The organism is Paenibacillus sp. J22P165, from assembly GCF_059692015.1.
In genome coordinates this window covers 350733-368918 of sequence record NZ_JCAUAP010000001.1, presented here as the reverse complement: position 1 = coordinate 368918, position 18186 = coordinate 350733, and the positions used below count along the sequence as shown (strand labels likewise).

The 18186-nt window shown below is 39.9% G+C and carries 17 protein-coding genes; 4 read left to right on the top strand and 13 right to left on the bottom strand.

Annotated elements, in window-relative coordinates; all coding sequences use genetic code 11:
* Positions 1-12: 12 nt before the first annotated feature.
* The 6 genes from galE to AC58QM_RS01580 all read right to left on the bottom strand — a co-directional run bounded on the left by galE (position 13) and on the right by AC58QM_RS01580 (position 6923).
* Positions 13-1056, bottom strand: a complete 1044-nt coding sequence (galE, locus tag AC58QM_RS01605; RefSeq protein ID WP_497280810.1) for a UDP-glucose 4-epimerase GalE — start codon at positions 1054-1056, stop codon at positions 13-15.
* A 234-nt stretch (positions 1057-1290) separates the two neighbouring features.
* A complete protein-coding gene (locus AC58QM_RS01600; protein ID WP_497280808.1) occupies positions 1291-2319 on the bottom strand; it encodes an LCP family protein in 1029 nt (342 codons plus the stop codon).
* 177 nt (positions 2320-2496) lie between these two features.
* Positions 2497-3831, bottom strand: a complete 1335-nt coding sequence (locus AC58QM_RS01595; protein ID WP_497280806.1) for a right-handed parallel beta-helix repeat-containing protein — start codon at positions 3829-3831, stop codon at positions 2497-2499.
* Between the two features lie 192 nt (positions 3832-4023).
* Complete coding sequence (locus AC58QM_RS01590) at positions 4024-5742, bottom strand: stalk domain-containing protein (protein WP_497280805.1); 1719 nt, start codon at positions 5740-5742, stop codon at positions 4024-4026.
* 75 nt (positions 5743-5817) lie between these two features.
* Positions 5818-6462: a YdcF family protein gene (locus tag AC58QM_RS01585; protein ID WP_497280804.1), complete on the bottom strand. Its 645-nt coding sequence runs from the start codon at positions 6460-6462 to the stop codon at positions 5818-5820.
* A 20-nt stretch (positions 6463-6482) separates the two neighbouring features.
* Entirely contained in the window at positions 6483-6923 is a 441-nt protein-coding gene (locus tag AC58QM_RS01580) for a hypothetical protein (protein ID WP_497280802.1), read from the bottom strand.
* Between the two features lie 177 nt (positions 6924-7100).
* Here AC58QM_RS01580 and AC58QM_RS01575 point away from each other — a divergent pair, with 177 nt between their 5' ends.
* Positions 7101-7472 (top strand): helix-turn-helix domain-containing protein, encoded by a 372-nt coding sequence (locus tag AC58QM_RS01575; protein ID WP_497280800.1) that lies wholly within the window; start codon positions 7101-7103, stop codon positions 7470-7472.
* A gap of 216 nt (positions 7473-7688) precedes the next feature.
* Here the strand turns inward: AC58QM_RS01575 and AC58QM_RS01570 are convergent, their stop codons facing one another.
* The 3 genes from AC58QM_RS01570 to AC58QM_RS01560 all read right to left on the bottom strand — a co-directional run bounded on the left by AC58QM_RS01570 (position 7689) and on the right by AC58QM_RS01560 (position 9847).
* Positions 7689-8240, bottom strand: coding sequence for a site-specific integrase (locus AC58QM_RS01570; protein ID WP_497280798.1), 552 nt, complete (start codon positions 8238-8240; stop codon positions 7689-7691).
* A gap of 282 nt (positions 8241-8522) precedes the next feature.
* Positions 8523-8825 carry a helix-turn-helix domain-containing protein gene (locus AC58QM_RS01565; protein WP_497280797.1) on the bottom strand — a complete coding sequence of 101 codons (303 nt, stop codon included), beginning with the start codon at positions 8823-8825 and terminating at the stop codon, positions 8523-8525.
* Complete coding sequence (locus tag AC58QM_RS01560; RefSeq protein ID WP_497280795.1) at positions 8822-9847, bottom strand: HD-GYP domain-containing protein; 1026 nt, start codon at positions 9845-9847, stop codon at positions 8822-8824. The genes AC58QM_RS01565 and AC58QM_RS01560 overlap by 4 nt, the downstream gene beginning before the upstream one ends.
* 252 nt (positions 9848-10099) lie before the next feature.
* Between AC58QM_RS01560 and AC58QM_RS01555 the strand changes: the two genes are divergently transcribed.
* A complete protein-coding gene (locus tag AC58QM_RS01555; RefSeq protein WP_497280794.1) occupies positions 10100-10792 on the top strand; it encodes a hypothetical protein in 693 nt (230 codons plus the stop codon).
* A 73-nt stretch (positions 10793-10865) separates the two neighbouring features.
* Here the strand turns inward: AC58QM_RS01555 and AC58QM_RS01550 are convergent, their stop codons facing one another.
* From AC58QM_RS01550 to AC58QM_RS01540, 3 genes are all read right to left on the bottom strand, one after another.
* On the bottom strand, positions 10866-11564 hold the full coding sequence (locus tag AC58QM_RS01550; RefSeq protein ID WP_497280792.1) for a response regulator: 699 nt from the start codon (positions 11562-11564) through the stop codon (positions 10866-10868).
* 28 nt (positions 11565-11592) lie between these two features.
* Positions 11593-13107, bottom strand: a complete 1515-nt coding sequence (locus AC58QM_RS01545) for an ATP-binding protein (RefSeq protein WP_497280791.1) — start codon at positions 13105-13107, stop codon at positions 11593-11595.
* 169 nt (positions 13108-13276) lie between these two features.
* Positions 13277-15103 (bottom strand): APC family permease, encoded by a 1827-nt coding sequence (locus tag AC58QM_RS01540; protein WP_497280789.1) that lies wholly within the window; start codon positions 15101-15103, stop codon positions 13277-13279.
* A gap of 775 nt (positions 15104-15878) precedes the next feature.
* On the opposite strand from AC58QM_RS01540, the gene sipW reads away from it, so the two are divergent.
* Positions 15879-16463, top strand: coding sequence for a signal peptidase I SipW (gene sipW, locus AC58QM_RS01535; protein WP_497280787.1), 585 nt, complete (start codon positions 15879-15881; stop codon positions 16461-16463).
* Between the two features lie 98 nt (positions 16464-16561).
* On the top strand, positions 16562-17608 hold the full coding sequence (locus AC58QM_RS01530) for a TasA family protein (RefSeq protein ID WP_497280786.1): 1047 nt from the start codon (positions 16562-16564) through the stop codon (positions 17606-17608).
* A gap of 145 nt (positions 17609-17753) precedes the next feature.
* On the opposite strand, the gene AC58QM_RS01525 is transcribed toward AC58QM_RS01530, so the two are convergent.
* Complete coding sequence (locus AC58QM_RS01525; protein ID WP_497280784.1) at positions 17754-17957, bottom strand: hypothetical protein; 204 nt, start codon at positions 17955-17957, stop codon at positions 17754-17756.
* Positions 17958-18186: the final 229 nt, after the last annotated feature.

Here is an 18186-nt window from a genome sequence, read left to right as displayed (position 1 = left end):
CCAACCAATGATTTATACCCAACTTCTTTCCAGTTCAAAAGAACTTTCATATCCGTTTGGATTGTTCACTTGCCAACGCCAAGCATCCATACACATTTCTTCAATCCCTTTTTGAGCTTCCCAACCTAACTCAACTTTGGCTTTTGTCGGATCCGCATAACAGACTGCGACATCACCAGGTCTGCGCTCAACAAATGAGTAGGGAATGCTTTTCCCAGTTATACTTTCAAAGGTATGTATCATCTCAAGGACGCTATAACCCCTTCCAGTACCTAAGTTGTAGGCGTTCACCCCAGTAGCCCCGGACATTACTTTCTCGATTGCCCTGACATGCCCCAGTGCTAAATCTGTTACATGAAGGTAGTCCCGAATACCTGTACCATCAGGTGTTGGATAGTTGTTTCCAAAAATTTTCATATCCCTTAACTTACCGGCAGCAACTTGAGTAATATATGGGGTTAAATTATTTGGCGTACCATTTGGATACTCCCCTAATCTCCCACTCCGATGTGCACCAACCGGATTGAAGTATCGTAAAGGAATAATACTCCACTCCTCATCTGATACGTACAGATCCCTTAAGATTTCCTCAATCATTAACTTGGATCGACCATAAGGATTAGTTGCTTCTAATGTATTGTCTTCTGAAATTGGAACCTGTGTTTGTAAGCCATACACAGTTGCAGAAGAACTAAATACCAACTTCTTCACTTCATATTTTTTCATCATTTCAATGAGTGTTACAGTACCATTAATGTTATTGTCATAATATTTAAGCGGTAAATGAATTGACTCTCCAACTGCTTTCAAACCTGCCAAATGAATCACAGCTTCGATACTATTCTCGGAGAAAACTCTTTCCAGTTGTTGCTTATCACGCATATCAAGTTCATAGAATCGAAAATCTTTATTCGTTATTTCATAGATTCTTCGTAACACTTCTGGCTGACTATTACTAAAATTATCGAACAATACAATATCATAACCAGCATTAAGCATCTCGACACTAGTATGAGCCCCTATAAATCCACTGCCGCCAGTGATTAAAATAGCCATCTTAGTTACACCCTTTCAAGGTACTAGTCTCATAGTTTACTAGATATAAAACCTGAAATTTATGATACAAAACGGATTCATAACCGATAGAAATGAAACGATTTGTATCATTTACATTCTAAATATACGATACAAAATGTATCGTGTCAAGCACTACTTCGCCTGAGCCTAGTTCGTTTCTACCTTAAATACTAAAATACATTTTGTATCATTCCCATGATAGGTTAACCTATATTATTCACGTTGAAAATAATCCTGGGATATCTTTTTTACTTCATTCATATCTGGAATCCAGTACCACACATTGTTCTTTACTAAGGGATCCATTTCCAAACTCGATTGTCCTGGTATCTGAATATAACTAAAATCTGATGCCTTTACCCCATTTAATAACCAAGCTAAACTGATTAAATCCCCGTCAGAAAAATTTGTATCAGAGATATCTTTCTTAACTAATGAAAGTAATTTAGGTAACTTCGGAAGCTGCTTAGGTTGAAGTAATTTAACTGCTATTTCTTTCAAAACCTGTGACTGATTAAACTGTCTCCCAAAATCCCCGTTTTGCAACGAGTGTCTCTCCCGTACTAAACTAAGTGTGGTTGCCCCGTCAATATGCTGCATCCCTTGATGAAGAAGCAGTGATGACTCACCTAAGTAAATATCCTCCGTGACCTCAATATCAATTCCACCAATTTCATCAATCATGTTAATAAAACCTCTGAAATTAGTTTTCATGTAATAATTAATTGGAATATTTAAGAAGCTACTAACAGTTTGTAGCACTAATTGAGTGCCCTCCTTATTTCCTCCACGAAGTTCACCTACGATATGAGCATGATTAATTTTTGTATAACCAACATTGTCGACTGCAACTCTCGAATCGCGCGGAATCGAAACGATGGCAACCTTTTTCTCATTTGGCATCACATGTGCCACAATAATTACATCTGATCGAGAGTCCTCGTTTCCAATGGCATCCGTTCCAAGAATAAGAACATTAAACGACGAGTATTTTTCTTCTTTTTCAACTTTTCCAGTTACTGCTGTTGGTTCTGATTGTATGGACTTATTATCCTCATTGGGTTGAGCTGGTTGATTCGATTGATTTGTTAGATATGATGAAGTCGTTTGATAATTAGGTGTAGATAATACAGGTAATTCACTTCCTTGAAAGTGATGGTTGGGCTCGAAACTCAAGTAAATCCAACAACTACTTGCGAGCCCTAAAGAAGCAACAAAGTAATAAATAGCTCTTCGTTTCATATATCACCCTTCTTAATAAATTAATCATCAATGTAACAAATCGTATCTTTCACTCGTCTACTTTACGATACATTTTGTAACATGTCAACAGTTGACTTTTAACTTTATACAACTCCGTATTTCTCAACTTTCAATACATAAAACCGAAAAAAAGACGGTGATAATCACCGTCCATTTCTATCGATTTATTATTGCTGATTTTCTCGCTTGAATTTTATTATTACTCTCTTTAACATTAGAGAATGGTTTACCCGTCACATAAGTTCCAAACTGAATACCATAATCTACTTCACTTATATCATTTCCGGTAATTGTGCCATTGACAGCTCCCTGCCATGTCCAGATCCCATTACTTCCGCGTATTATTTTATTTCCTGAAATTTCAAAGTTTGCCACATCCCCAATTCGCATTCCGCTAGTACCACTCTGATTTGAACTCGCTCCCATTGTAATGGTATTATTTAATATTTTAATTCGATCGACCAAAAGTTCAGCCGAGACTTCAATGCCACCATAAAAGCTACCCACACCATCTATGTTGTTGCCGCTAACAATGACATCATTAGCATACACAGATATCCCTGCATACATATCCATTCCTGGGACTGGATTACTCGCCACATATTGATTATTGTTTAAAAAAGAATTAATGACATGGTTATTTGAAATAGTAATACCTGGAGTTGCAATTTTAATACCTCTTTTTCCAACCCGTTCAAATGTATTCCCACTTATTACAGAGTTAGATAGAACAGTGCTTGAATCGAAATAGATGCCATCACCATCATCTTTTGGTGATATGTCTGAGATCGTATTATTACTAATTGTAACGTTCTTTGCAATCGTACCATTATAACTCGAAACCATTACCCCTCTTGACACAGCGGGTGCATTTTTTGCTCTTACACTATTTATCGTATTATTATCTAGCACCACTCCTACAATACCTGTTTTTATCATTACGCCTGCAACGAGGTCAGTTGAGTAACTCCCCCCTTGGGTAATGTTTTTAATGGTACTGTTTGTCATTTTAATATTGGATATATTCTCATATAGAGAAACTCCTACTTTGCTGAGATTATTTCCATCAATAATTAATTTATCAATCTCAACATTACTTCCTTTAATCCCAATTACTTCTGCTGCATGTCCGGTTCCAGTCATCTTAATAGTTGATCCATTCCCTTGCAATTTAACATTAGCTGCAATCGCTAAGGGAGCTCCTACAGCAATCGTAAACTGACCATTTGAGGGAAATACAACTGTTCCACCTGCGACAGCTGCAGCATCTAAAGCCAGTTTAATCGTACTATAGTCGGCAACATTAAATACCTTTCCAGTTGGTGTAGTTGGGGGCGTAGGGGGCGTTGGCGTAACAATAGCAGGAGTTGCTACTTTTGTCGTCTTTTTGCCGTCAAAAATATAGGCTCCATCATCTGGAATAACAACATAAAAAGGTTCTCCATTTGCGAAAGCAGTATCTAACGCCTTTTGCATGTCTGCATCAGCCATATTTCATTCATCTCCTTTTTATTTTTCTAGCATTTTTGTCATATGACAAATTCATACTATAATTCAGTTTATGTAAACCCAAACTGTTTGCTCTCGGCCAATGACTCTATGATAATGAGACTTCAACGCTTAATTGATTGATAGCAAAAAAAAAAAAGAAGCCCTATTGGTTGGGCTTCTTCCTTTTTTTTGCTATGCATGATTTACATCATAGTCACTTGCATATATTTTGTTATCTTTTATTTCGATTGCTCTTTTGTAATTATTCGGAAGGTATGTCTCCAAATTAATTCCTCCACCTCCTGGCATATTAATTTTATTACCATTAATAATACCATTTGAGGCACTTTGCCAAGTCCAAATGCCAGTTTCTCCATTTTCCAATTCATTGTTACTGATTGTAAAGTGACTGACATATCCAATTCGGATAGAGGTTTTCCCTCCTAGATTACTGTAAGCTCCCATTTTAATTTTGTTATTACTCACGATAACATGACTTACCATCCGTTCAGCAGTAATTTCGATTCCCGCGTAAAAACTTCCACTACCCTGAAGGATATTATCTGAAACAATATTATTATCCGCATAGATGCTAATGCCAGCATACATATCTGGAGCAAGACTGTTTTTATACTTACCCTCATAATAATTATTGTTCATATAATTATTTACAATCAAATTACCAATAATACGGACACCCTGAGCGTTTATTTTAATCGCGCGCTTAGCACAATTCTCAAATCGATTATTTGAAATCGTACTATTAGTATCTTCTATCAAATTTTTTTCTAAATTCGGGTCTTCATAAAAAATACCGTCCCCATCATCTGCCGGCCCAATATCATGTATATAGTTATTTACAATGGAAACATTTTTCGCAGCTTTTTCAAGCCAGCCCGATTTATTTTCAGTTAAGTATATGCCTCGAGCAACCAAACTACCTTGATTCTCATGGATAGCCTTTATATTCTTTATCTCACTATGATCTATAGTAATTGTATTTGTATTTCCGAATATTGTAATACCACTTACTACCTCATTATAATCGTCTCGAGAAGGATTATTACTTTGAGAAGCATTAGCAATCATACAATTATCAACCATAATATTCGAACTATTCGAATCAACTAACAGAATATTAATTACACGTTGATTTCCATCTAAACTAAGATAACTCATCGCAACATCATTACCAGAAATGGTTAATAAACTTGTTCCGAATTCTACGTCAGATTTCGCCTTCAGACCTGTCGAGGATCCTTCCCCGATAATCTTTGTATTAGAATTTACTGTTAGTTTTTGTGTTGCATCTACGATGTAAGTGCCGCTTGGGAAGAATAGTGTACCATTTTTCTTCGAAACTTGTTGTAAAGCAATTTGAATGCTTAATGTATCATCTGTTAACCCGTCGCCTTTTGCTCCAAAGCTTTTTACATTATAAGCAACGATGTCGAATGGATTTAACTTATCTGGTTGAATCTTGTCAGGGGATTGAATGGTAACTATGTGGCTATCGGGATCCCAGTTGATCGGAAACCCACTATTCTCGCTTATAAAACGAAGAGGAACAAGGGTCATATTTTCTACAATTTGTGCAGGTGTTTGAAGTTTGATAGCCCTGTCATTGACGTATGCGACTGGACTATCTATTTCCATTGTGATGCTTAAATTGTCTTTCCTGCCAGTAACAGACTGTTCTTCATCATCCCAAAACACCTTAAAGCCCATACTCTCAAAAATTGGTCGAAATGGAACAAATGTGCTTCCATCTTTAATAAATGGATTAACTTCAAAACGCAATTCAGTATCGTCAAAGAATACCTTTAATGTTTTCTCTGCAAATACAATATTAGGCACTACTAAAAAGATCCACATAAGTATTATTGTTATACCCGACTTTAAAATTTTCAAAATATACTCTCTCCTAACGTGATGTTGATAAATGATTTGCATAACAAAAAAGTCTTGGTGTACAAGACCTTTCAGTTAAGCTCGATTAGATAACTTGTAATATATGATTTTCACCCATTCTAATGGAACATTCTTTTTTGTATCATGATGCGTCCACCATTGGTCAAACGTAAATTCTGATGGTGCTGCAACAAAATGTAGTTCAATACCAGAATTTTTATACACTTTTTTAAAAGTTAGGCGAGTTCGCAAAGTATGCCAATCTGAAGTTACAACAAGCGCTTTCTGCATACCTTCTTGCTCAAGAATTTCTTTGGAATATTTAGCATTCTCAAAAGTATTTTGTGCATGATCTTCTAGCATAATGGATTCTTCGGGTACTCCTAAAGCTTCAACCTTTGCAACCATTTTATTAATTTCCATGTCATGTTTGTAATCAAAGGTTCCATCTGTCAACAAGACTTTCCTGGCATAACCATTCTTATACAATTCAACAGCCTTTCTCGATCTCTCCCCGAACCCCCCTTCTCCTCCAAGAAGTATAATTACATCACTTTTACTTACTTCATCGTAAACAATCAACTCGTTACCTAAGACGTCAAGCCATCTATCTTTTGTATAATATAGCACTAGCAATGTAACGACTATGAGAGGTAATATCCAACTCATAACACGTAATATTACCTTCATCCATGGCATAAATTCCACTCTTTCTTTCATAGCCTTAGCACCTTATGACATTAACATAACAAATCAAATTGTTTTTGTTGTTGGACTGTCGTATATTCATTAAAATATCTATAACTTTCATTAGCTTGGAAAGTTGCAGGATTAGGTTGAATAAAAAATGATAATACAAGGCGGCCTAATTCTAAGCCTCCTTTCCATTCCACTTCATATTCATTTCCCTCGTCCAATCTATTTACATTTATGAGAATTCCCTCAACTGAAAAGGTCATTTCACGCAATGTTAATTGAAACCTCCAAGTGACATGCTGACTTAGTGGCAGTGCTAAAGAAGATAGAAATCGCAAACCTTGAGAAGTAATTTCTGTAAGTATCACTTGAGTAGGCTTTGATTCCATCCGTTTATTTTTAATCTCAACGATCTTAATATGACTATAAAATAATGTCTCATTTTTGAGGTCAAACTTTCGACTTTTAGCAAGGTTAGTCAACATGTGTTCAGCTTCCTTTTCCTTATAGTGGAGATTCTTCTTTGCATATTACAAATAGTAGAAAGAGAAACTGGAGAAAATACATTTTTTCATTTTCATATCTAGTAAAACACTGGTATAATAAGTCTTACTAAATGGATATACTAAAATTATTCATATGGAAATGTGAGGAAATTAACAATGACGAAATACGGGGACAGAATTGCCTTTCTGAGAGAACGGCATGCACTCACCCAGGAAGATCTGGCTAACAAGTTAGGCATTTCAAGAGCCTCACTTTCACACTATGAGACTTCACGTAGAGAGCCAGATTACACGACTATCAATAAAATCGCTTCTTTTTTTCATGTATCCATTGATTATTTGCTTGGAAGAACAAATCAGTCTGATCGTATACTCGACGAAGAAGTACGCGATTTCGTGGATAACTTAGAACTTTCTGATGAAAAGATTATGGAGAAATTCGCACTAACCATAGATGGGAAGAAATTATCTTCAGATGAAGCTCGGCGTTTTATTGCCTTTGTACGGGCAGAACGTTCCCTAGATTAATAAAAGTCGGTTTCTCAAGTTCCTGTTCAGCTAAAACCAAAAAGTCATTTGGATTTATTCCTGTTTGTACCAATATTTCCATGATATCAATTTTAGCTTGTCTCTTTTTCTCCATAAACAAATCTCTCCCAGGTCATGTTATCTTTACTTCATGATCTTATTTCCTTTTCTCACTCCATTAATTACGATACATTTCGTATCTTATTATTCAGTAATCTACTCATTACTTGCCACTAATCGGGTTTCCCCCCTCTTATCTAACTGCACCTGTACGCCTATATAACGCAAAGTTACAGATGGGGCAGAATGGTTGAAAAGATCACGAAGTACAGAAATATTTTTCGTCCTTTGATAATAATGGTATCCAAAAGTCTTCCTTAATGTATGTGTGCCAATATCATGGAGTCCAATCTGTTTCGCTGCTTCATTCAAAATACGGTATACTCGAATCCTTTTTATTGGCTTTCCTGTTCGTTGAGATGGAAAGACATAATCATTGTCATCCATATATTTTACATATTCTGAAATGGACTCATTAAGCTTAGCGCTTATTGTAAAATTCTTTTCTTTCCCTGTCTTTTCTTCACGTATAATTACCCTATTCTTACCTTTCAAATCTTGCACTCTTAAAGTCAACAAATCACTTAGGTGTAAACCAGAATTAATACCAATTGTGAATAAGAGCCAGTCTCGATGTGACTGCCTTATTAAAATTTCTTGCATTTCTTCAATTTTCACTTGATCACGAATAGGTTGTACAACTTGCATGAAACAACGCTCCTTTTATATAAATTAACCGATACAAAACGTATCTAGCCAAACATAACTAGCCCTTAATACTAAAATATAAGCCTAACCTCCTATTCCTCCTTTCATGTTCCTTATTGAAAACCAATTACATTATCCTCATTAATATAGCATCATACGATACATATCGTATCATTATAAAGATACAAAAACAAGTGTTTTATAAAATTATTATGTATTTACTATTAGCAAAAAAAAAAAAAAAAAAAAAGGACCTTCTTCTTAGAAGGTCCCCCACATCTCCTATCTCATTCCCACCGACACCACACGCACAGACTCATTCGCTCCAAGTCCAGAAACAAGCAAAGCTTGCTGCAACAGCAAGGCTAATAGCTTGCGCATGGAGCCAATTCCGATTTTCCCCATAATGTTGGCGAGGTGAATTTTCACGGTTTTCTCACTAATACAGCAATTTTCGGCAATTTCCTTGTTGGTGTAACCATATGTCGCAAGTAAGGAAAGTATTTCGGTTTCACGTTGTGTTAGACCATAGTTGGAATAAAATTGGAGTAAAACGTCTGACTTCTCTATAATTATTGGCTTCATATGACAACTTCCTTTATATGAATGTGTCTTTCTCGACTGAGATCAAGAAAGGTATTTTCGATTTTCACGAGTGGATTTGTATCATCCGTTGGATTAATATAGACGACTTCGCCCCAGCGTCCATCTGTAAGCAGCACTTGCCTGCCTACTAGATTGTAAATAATGTTCTGTAAAAAAACAGAAACAATATGTGGATCTAACTCTCCAAAAAAACCTTTTCTCAAACGACTGACAACCTCGTGAAAAGGCATCATTTCATGATAGGGCCTCTTCGATGACATCGCGTGGAAAACATCTGCAACGGCGACGATTCTGCTCATTTTGTCTAGTTGATTATCTTGCAGCTGCAACGGATAGCCCGTCCCATCAGCCCGTTCATGATGTTGCAGAGCAACCAGCGCTACACGATAGTTAATGCCTACCGTTTCACGCAGCATGTTATAACCAAGAATGGTATGCTTTTTTATTTCATCATACTCTTTCGGAGTTAATTTCCCTGGTTTCATTAAAATTTCTTGAGAAATCTTGATTTTACCCACATCATGCATTGTAGCCGCTAAGGATAGAAGCGCTACTTCTGTATCTGCAAGGTCCATCCACTTACCAATGAGTGTTGATAGAATGCCCACGCCGATATTATGCTGGTGGGTGTATTCATCCTTAGCCTTAACGGCTTGAAACAATTGAAAGAGATCAGGGTTTTCGGCTGCCTGCTGAACGATTGGAATTAATTCTGACTTGATCTCTAGAAGAGGTATTTTCTTTTGCGTCTTAATACGCTCGAATAAGTCTTTGGCATACTCCGTAGCTTTTTGAACAAGACGATTTGCATCTTGAGCAGGTACGGATTCAGACGGCTGGCTCTCAGGCATCGTCGTTGTTACAATATCCATCTGATCGATGCGATGCTGCCTAAATAAATCCAAATGCTCTTGATTTAGAACGGTATGAACAGGGACTAAGACTAGTCCATAACTTGTTGTCACATCATATCTTAATCTTTTACCCAAAAGGTCTCTCAAGAAATCCCGCCCCATTAATTTCAAAATCGTTCCAATTTCCATTATATACGACAAATTCCATCATATATATGGGATATTACACCTATATTTCGACAATATATCATAGGTTTATTTTCCCAATTCGAACTATTATACCACTTCTTATAGGTCTAGTGATGCTTAACTTTTGTTATTTTCAAACCGTGACATCCGTCTATCTCCCTGCATATAGTAAGTATCGACAATCCGCTTTTACCTAAGGAGGACTTACGAATGGCATCGAACAAGAAACAAGAACTGCGCGATGTAGAACTGGAAACTGAGATTTCACAAAGCGCGGCAACGGACTCGGACTACCCAACAGCATATTATCCACAACATACACCATACCCTTATGGGTATCCCGTACCTCAATACTACGGCTGGGTACCTGCCTATGATCCACGAGGCTTAGGTGGCTTAGGAGGTTTGGGCATCCCCGGATTCCCAGGAACTGGCGGCATGATACCTGGCTTCCCAGGAGGGCAAGGTGGTTTTGGCGGTCCAGGATTCCCAGGCGGACCTGGTGGTTTCCCGGGGGGGCCTGGATTTCCTGGCGGACCTGGCGGTTTCCCAGGTGGACCTGGATTTCCGGGTGGACCAGGCGGTTTCCCAGGTGGACCTGGACCAGGGTTTCCACCTCCAGGACCTGGATCAGGCCAAGGCGGGTATCAACCGCCAACGTCCGCGCCGCCATCTCACATACCGCAAAAACCACTTAAAGCACCCGGCGTATACGCCGTAGATCCGGGCGGAATCTCCCGCTGCTTGTTCAGATTCACGTATATATGGCAAAGCAACGGACAACAATACTGGTACTTCCCAGTGTTCGTTGGACGGACATCGATTACTGGATTCCGTTGGACTGGATTTTCTTGGATATTCTTTGGCATTGACTTACGCTTTATTGATTCCTTTACTTGTTAACGCCCTAGATTGCAAAAAGCTTCCAATCCCACATTTTGTGGGGCTGGAAGCTTTTTGATTATACGCCACTTCATTAGCTTTCTTGCCAAGCAAACCGGTACCCAATCCCCGGCTCAGTCAAAATATACTGAGGTCTCGTCGGATCCGTCTCTATTTTCTTCCTCAGATGTCCAACATACACCCGCAGATACTGACTGTCTGATTCATACTGCTGGCCGCCCCATACTTCCTTGAGCAACTGTTTATGAGTCATAACGCGACCAGCATTAACGCCGAGCACCTTGAGCAAATCATACTCGGTTGGCGTTAGCTTCAGCTTCTCACCATGGAGTTCTACGCTGCGCTTAGCCAAATCAATGACGAGCTGCCCTAGCCTGATCACAGGCTCATCTTGCGTTTTGGCAATATGCCGAAGCGCCACTCGCATGCGAGCCATGAATTCGCCCATACCGAATGGCTTCGTCACATAATCGTCTGCACCGCGATCCAATGCGGCGACTTTGTCAGTCTCTTGATCCTGTGCTGTCAAGATAATGATGGGAACATTCGACCATTCACGAATGCCGTCCAATACTTCCATACCGGTCATATCTGGCAGCCCCAAATCTAACACAATGAGATCCGGCCGAAACATCGCAGCCTGCAGCAAGCCTTCCTTGCCAGTTGCCGCTTCCGCTATTACAAATCCATGTGCAGTTAACGTAACACGCATCAATTTGCGGATTTGTGCCTCGTCATCAATAACTAAAATTTTCGCCCCTGTGGTTGTCATCCTTCTCTCCATCCCTCTTAGCGAATTTCTACTGTGATAAAGGCAAGCTCAGTTCGATAACTGTACCCTGCCGACCGTCTTTCCTCTCGCTAGCGGTAATTGAACCGCCATGCGCTTCCACAATACTTTTACAGATGGCAAGCCCAAGGCCTGTGCCTGGTATATGTTTCGTTCGATTTCCACGATAAAATTTCTCGAAAATCCGTTCCCTATCAGCAGGAAGTATGCCCGCCCCTTCATCAGTAATGCTCAGACGCAGCCTATCGCCGTCCTTTTCCGCTTCAATCTGAATCTCACTGCCTTCGGGTGAATACTTAATCGCATTACTAAGCACGTTGATCAGCACTTGCTCGATAAGAACTTCATCCAGCGGGACAGACGGAAGCTCCGGATCCAACGCGATATGAATGACTCTATTTTGCAAAGAATCCTTCAATTGCGTTAAAGCAACCCCAACAACATCCTCGATTCCGCACCACATCTTATTTAAACGCATCATCCCGCTCTCAATACGAACCATGCCGAGCAAATTCCCAACAAGCCTATTCATGCGCGTTGCCCCTTCACGGGTGGTAAGGAGTAACTCTCGACGATCATCCGGACTAAAAACGTGCTCTCCCTCAAGTAAGCCCGTAACAGAGCCAATAATCGCAGCCAGCGGCGTACGCAATTCATGAGAGAGCGAGTCCAGCAGAGCAGTGCGGAGCTTTTCGGATTCAGCCGTCAATTGAGCCACTTTGGCCTCATCCGCGAGCTTGACCCGAGAAATAGCCACGGCAGCAAGATCAGATAACGCTTCAATGATGCGAATAAGCTCTGGCATTTCCGTCACACTGCGATGGCCAACATGCACAGCAAGCACGCCATGCATCTGATGATCGGTTGCCAAAGGGATATGTAAATCAGAGGCTTCACGCAACGTCTGCGTACCCCGACCAGCAATGGTATGGTTTGCATTGACCCAAGATGCGATAGACAGATGCGACTCATCACTCGCCCAATCCTTATCCTTATTGGAGTAAGCGGTCAGTTCTTGCTCCCCCAGCACATTCTGGAAAAAGATAGCAACTTTCGTATCCAGTGTTTCAGCAATATGCTGAACAATCTCGATGAGTAAAACATCTAGATCAGAAATCGCTGTAATCTTGCGACTTAACGCGTATAAGGCAGCCGTATTTGCTTCTCTTTTTTGCGCTTGCTGAATTTGATTTCTAAGCTTAGAAGCTAGACTTGCCGTAAGGCCCGCCACACATAGGAAGACAATGAAGGTAAAAATGTATCGCAAATCAGCTACCGATAGACTGCGCGTAGGTGGAACGAAGAAGAAGTCAAACGCCAGCACACCTAATCCCGCAGCAAAAAAAGAGGGACCTCTCCCCCAACGAACTGCACTAAATAGCACCGGAAATAAATAAAGAAGCGAAATATTGACGAGATCAAGGAAAGGGGCAACACCTTTTAGTACAATCGTTAACACGACAATAAAAAGGCTCGTCACCCCGTACGATTTCCAGTAATTTTTTTCGTTTTGTTGAGTTTCCATAGACTTATTTTACCCTATTTCACCAAGTTTGCCACACGCACACTATTGTAACGCAGATCTCTGTAAATAAGGAGTAAAGATAAGTAGCAATTGTATAAAAAAAGTATAAAAATTGAGGTTCGGCTAAGTAACCCGCCGCGGCGTTTACTATACGGATTCAGCACCTCTTTTACTTTTTCAAATGATACGGCACGGTCGTGACAATCAAATTCCGCTTATACAACAGGAAGGCCCTGATCAGTAAACTGGATTGATTGTGAAGGATGTTATGCCAGTTTTTCTTGGGGATAAACTGGGGGATGATCACAGTTACCCGGTAGTTGGATTCCGTAGCTTTATGTTCAACGGTATCAATAAATTTAGTCAGCGGATGCACGATACTTCGATATTGGGAGTACAGCGAAACCAAACGCACATCGGGCTGCCACTTTTGCCATTTTTCCGCAAATTTCTTTTCATCCTCCCGTTCAAACGCCACATACACCGCTATAATTTGATCCGGAGAGAGCGATTTGGCATAGTTGAGCGAGTTCTCCACCACATAGGTGAAGCCTGCGACCGGCACGATCATCACATTCCCTTCGATAGGGATAACAGGTTCACAAGAAGTTAAGCGCAACTGTTCCGCGATGGCATCGTAGTGCTTTTTAATTTGATGGAAAATAAAAACGATGAATGGGAGGAAAATCAGTACACTCCACACTTGACCGAACTTAGTGATAAAAAAGATCATCATGACGATGAAGCTCATAATGGCGCCCACCAAATTTACGGATAATTTGAGCAACCAACCTGGCGGCCTCTCCCGACTCCACTTCACCAACATGCCTGTCTGCGCCAGTGTAAAAGGAATGAATACCCCCACAGCATAAAGTGGGATGAGCTGCTCCGTCTGTCCTTTGAATACGATAATTAACAACATCGAAGTGACAGCTAAGAAAATAATCCCATTCGAATACCCCAATCTGTCTCCGCGCATCGTAAACATTCTCGCAATAAATTTATCTTTAGCCAGATTAACCGCCAGCAAAGGAAAGGCAGAATACCCCGTATTCGCTGCAAGAACGAGGATCATCGCTGTCGTACCTTGGACAATATAGTACATCAGATTTCTACCAAACGTAACGGTCGCAATCTGAGAAACGACGGTTTCCTTCTCCTCAGGTGCAATGCCGTAATAGTAGGCTAAGTAAATAATTCCCGCAAAAAGAATGGCTAGCAAAAAGCCCATAGCCATCAATGTTCTGGAGGCGTTATTCGGGGCAGGAGACTTAAAATTGGGAATGGCATTGGAGATCGCCTCAACCCCAGTTAAAGCCGAGCTTCCCGAAGAGAAGGCTCTTAGCAAAATGAAGAGGGATATACCCGCAATCGGTGTCCCCAACGGCGTATGTAAATCAGCTGAGATTTGGCCTGTCACTATTTTGTACAAACCGACCCCAATGAGAATTAGCAATGCCAGCACAAATAAGTAAACGGGATACGCTAAAATTGACGCCGACTCCGTTATACCACGGAGATTGAGGATGGTAATGAATAGCACAAGCGCTAGTGCAATCGGAACTGTGTAGGCATGTAAGCTTGGAAAAGCCGAAGTTATCGCATCCGTGCCCGCAGAAATACTGACCGCTACTGTCAAAATATAATCGACCAATAAGGAGCCGCCTGCAAACAAGCCAGCGTTCATGCCTAGGTTCTCTTTTGACACGACATAGGCACCGCCGCCTTGCGGATAAGCAAAAATAATTTGTCTATACGACAATATAAGAGCTACTAAAAGAAACAGAACACCGCAACCAATTGGGATTGTATACCAGAAGGCTGCCGCGCTAATCGTGATTAAAACAATTAGAATCTGCTCAGGACCATAGGCAACCGAGGATAACGCATCCGATGAAAGAATGGCCAGGGCTTTCTTTTTATTCAGTTTCTGCTCGCCCAATTCGTGGGACTTCAATGGCTGGCCAATTAACAAACGCTTCAGATCAGACAACAATGTGTGCACCACCCAGATGTGATATGTTCGTGTTAGTTTGTCCTTATTCTCCAAAATAATTATAAATAATGGAAATACCCATTATGTTAAGGAAAAAGCGACCGATCACTTAGATCTTTCGCTCTTTTTGCATCTTAAAAGTCGTGTATATCATCTAAATTCCCTCAAACCTTAATAAAGAACGAAAATGGACGAAAATAGACTAAAAACTATCAAAAATAACGATATTGTTTCTTTAAACGAACAAAAACAACTCAAATATCCCATTTTCCAGTATTTACAAGAGAGGCAAATTGCTATATAGTCAATCTCATAAGTTCTTTATAACGAACGAAACAGAAAGAACGGAGTGAACAAAGTTGATGCGCTATACCCGTTCATCAAGGCACAGATTTTTTCAGAGCAAGCCGCTCTTATATACCATCTGGCTTTTTAACACATTATGTATAACAGCAATCGTCAGTGTACAAACGATTCCAACTTATTCGTTAGTTACCGCGACTCTCTCTACATCACTCTCTTATTCAACTGCGGTTTCGTTCTGCTCAAAGGCAAGTCTCTCAATGCCAAGCATTTCTGTGGTGAGCAGTGTTTATGGAGCGGAAAATAACAATAGTATCGCTCTTCCTACCGTAAGCAATGCTGTATACGGATCCGAGTCAGGAAATCCATCTTTGATTACATCCTGCGCTCCCCCACAATCAATTGTTCCAATATTCACGACTGTAACCGGAAGTACTTATGGATTACCCACACTAGAAAGAGATGGAGAGTGATGACTAGCATGCGTTTAAAATTAAAATGGATCAATCATTCTATAACTGTGCTTTTAAGCCTTTTACTTCTGGTCACCTTATTCTTTGCGATATCTTCCAAGTTATCTGGCGGCATTCCTCGCATATTTGGATATCAAATGTTTTCCGTACTCTCCGGCTCAATGGAGCCTCGTATTCATACAGGATCCATCATTTTTACTAAGCCAAATATTGCAGTTGACTTACTCAAAGTTGGTGACATCGTCACGTTCAAATCTCCAGAAACACCTGATATCCTCATTACTCATCGGATAAAAGAAATTAATTCAGCTTCCGGAGTTCTTGAATTTATAACTAAAGGGGACGCAAATGATGCAGCAGATCCAACGCGCGTCATTGCTTCTAATATCGTTGCAAGATATGCCAATTTTACAATTCCTTATCTTGGCTATTATTTTGACTTCTTGAAAACTAGGCTTGGCCTATCTTTATTACTCATCGTTCCTGGCCTGTTACTCATCCTTATTTCTGTGATTGAGCTCATTCGTGCAATTTTGAAGCTTGAAAGAGCAAGTAAAGCCAAGGATGTTACTGTAAGCAGCTAATTAGTCACCAAAGCTTTGTCACCTTCTCGGTTCGTTCTGAGGAAGGTTTCAAATATAACCCTTAAAGGGACAAAACAATTCATGGGAGGAATACTTGTATGAGTATCAAAACAAAACTTGTCATGCTAACTGCCGTATCAGCTTTAGGGGCCACAATGGTAGCCGGAGGATCATTCGCTTTATTTTCAGACACCGCAAGCAATGCTGGTAACACATTTTCATCTGGAACAGTTGAGATTGAAGATTTTACAGGCGGCAAAGTGGCGAATACTATGCTTAACTTTAATAATCTTGCACCAGGCGATACGAATTTCAAATTCATAACGATTAAAAATACAGGTTCTTTAGATGCCTGGATTGGGGTCAATTCTCCAGCTACGCAAGCAAGTAAAAGTGGTAATTTATTTTGGGGGAATACGCCTTTGCAGATTTCCTATGATGCTGCTCCTACAAGAGTCGCTTCTGGGCAAACGGCTACGTTAAAGATTACTTATAAAATGCCGCTAGAAGCAAATAATTCTTACCAAAACCAATCCGGAAGTATTAATATCGTGATTGATGCCGTTCAAGCACGCAATAATGAACAACAATATGGTACTGGAAATAACGCCTATTGGGCTCCATATTTCTTCCCAGCCGATGGAGCTCCCGTTTCTGGCACCGTTGCTACTGATACTGTTGCTCCTGTGATTTCCGATGCAAGTGCAACATTATACGAAAACGGGAAATATCTCCTTCTAAAATTTAAATCCAATGAGTCCATCGACTTAAGCGCTCTAAGTGCTGGAAACGTAGTAGTTAGATATGGTACAGGATATGGCAATAATTTTATTGATGCCCCTAGAGCGAATACTCTTCCTATCATAAAAAACAAACTGTGGGACGGTTTTTTAAATGGCCCAGGTGATACGATTAAATATCCTCAAGGTGCTGCACAAACAACTACTCACAACGGAATTCAATATGTAAATACGCTTCCTGCTAATACAGAAATCAGCACACAAGTAAATGTCGAGGGTTCTAACCCGCTCGGGGATCTCACGTGGTATAATACCCTCCACAATAGCGGCAGCTATGTCCGCTTAGAAGTGAAGGACAATATTGGAAATACGAAAGTTGAATTCATTCCTATCAACATCAATTGAGCTAGTAGAATAACTCAGTCATAGAAAAATCATATACCCTCGCCAATCCTCTGTGGATGACGAGGGTTTCTAATTAATCCATACTACGTTACAATCTGTATCATTCATATTACAAAAAGCCGCTGCTATCCCCTCTCTGATCTTCTCAGCCACCTTTTATCGAATATCGTAATGAGCTAAGATAAAATAATTGCTGCTCTTCTGCATTTGTTACCATGTTCTCCCAAGCTAACTGTTTCAGCATCCTTCTCACTTGCTCCATCTGTAACCCCTGATCACGGGCTCTCTTCATTAATTGAATCCATGCCTCTTCCTCACTCAAACAGCTTGACCGCACCATTTCTTCCAATGCCATGTCCTCCCACGAAGTCCATATCACTTGATATCCAGCTATAGTCCTATTATAACTAGGTTACTTTACAATGTTTGTCGATTGTCGTATATATATTCCATTTTATTCTGTAACATTATGTAGAATTTCGCCTCACATTTATGTCGGAATTACCACTTTTACATATTTTATCAATTTTATACGTTTTTAAATAAACATTTGATATAATGAGAGTATTACATTAACT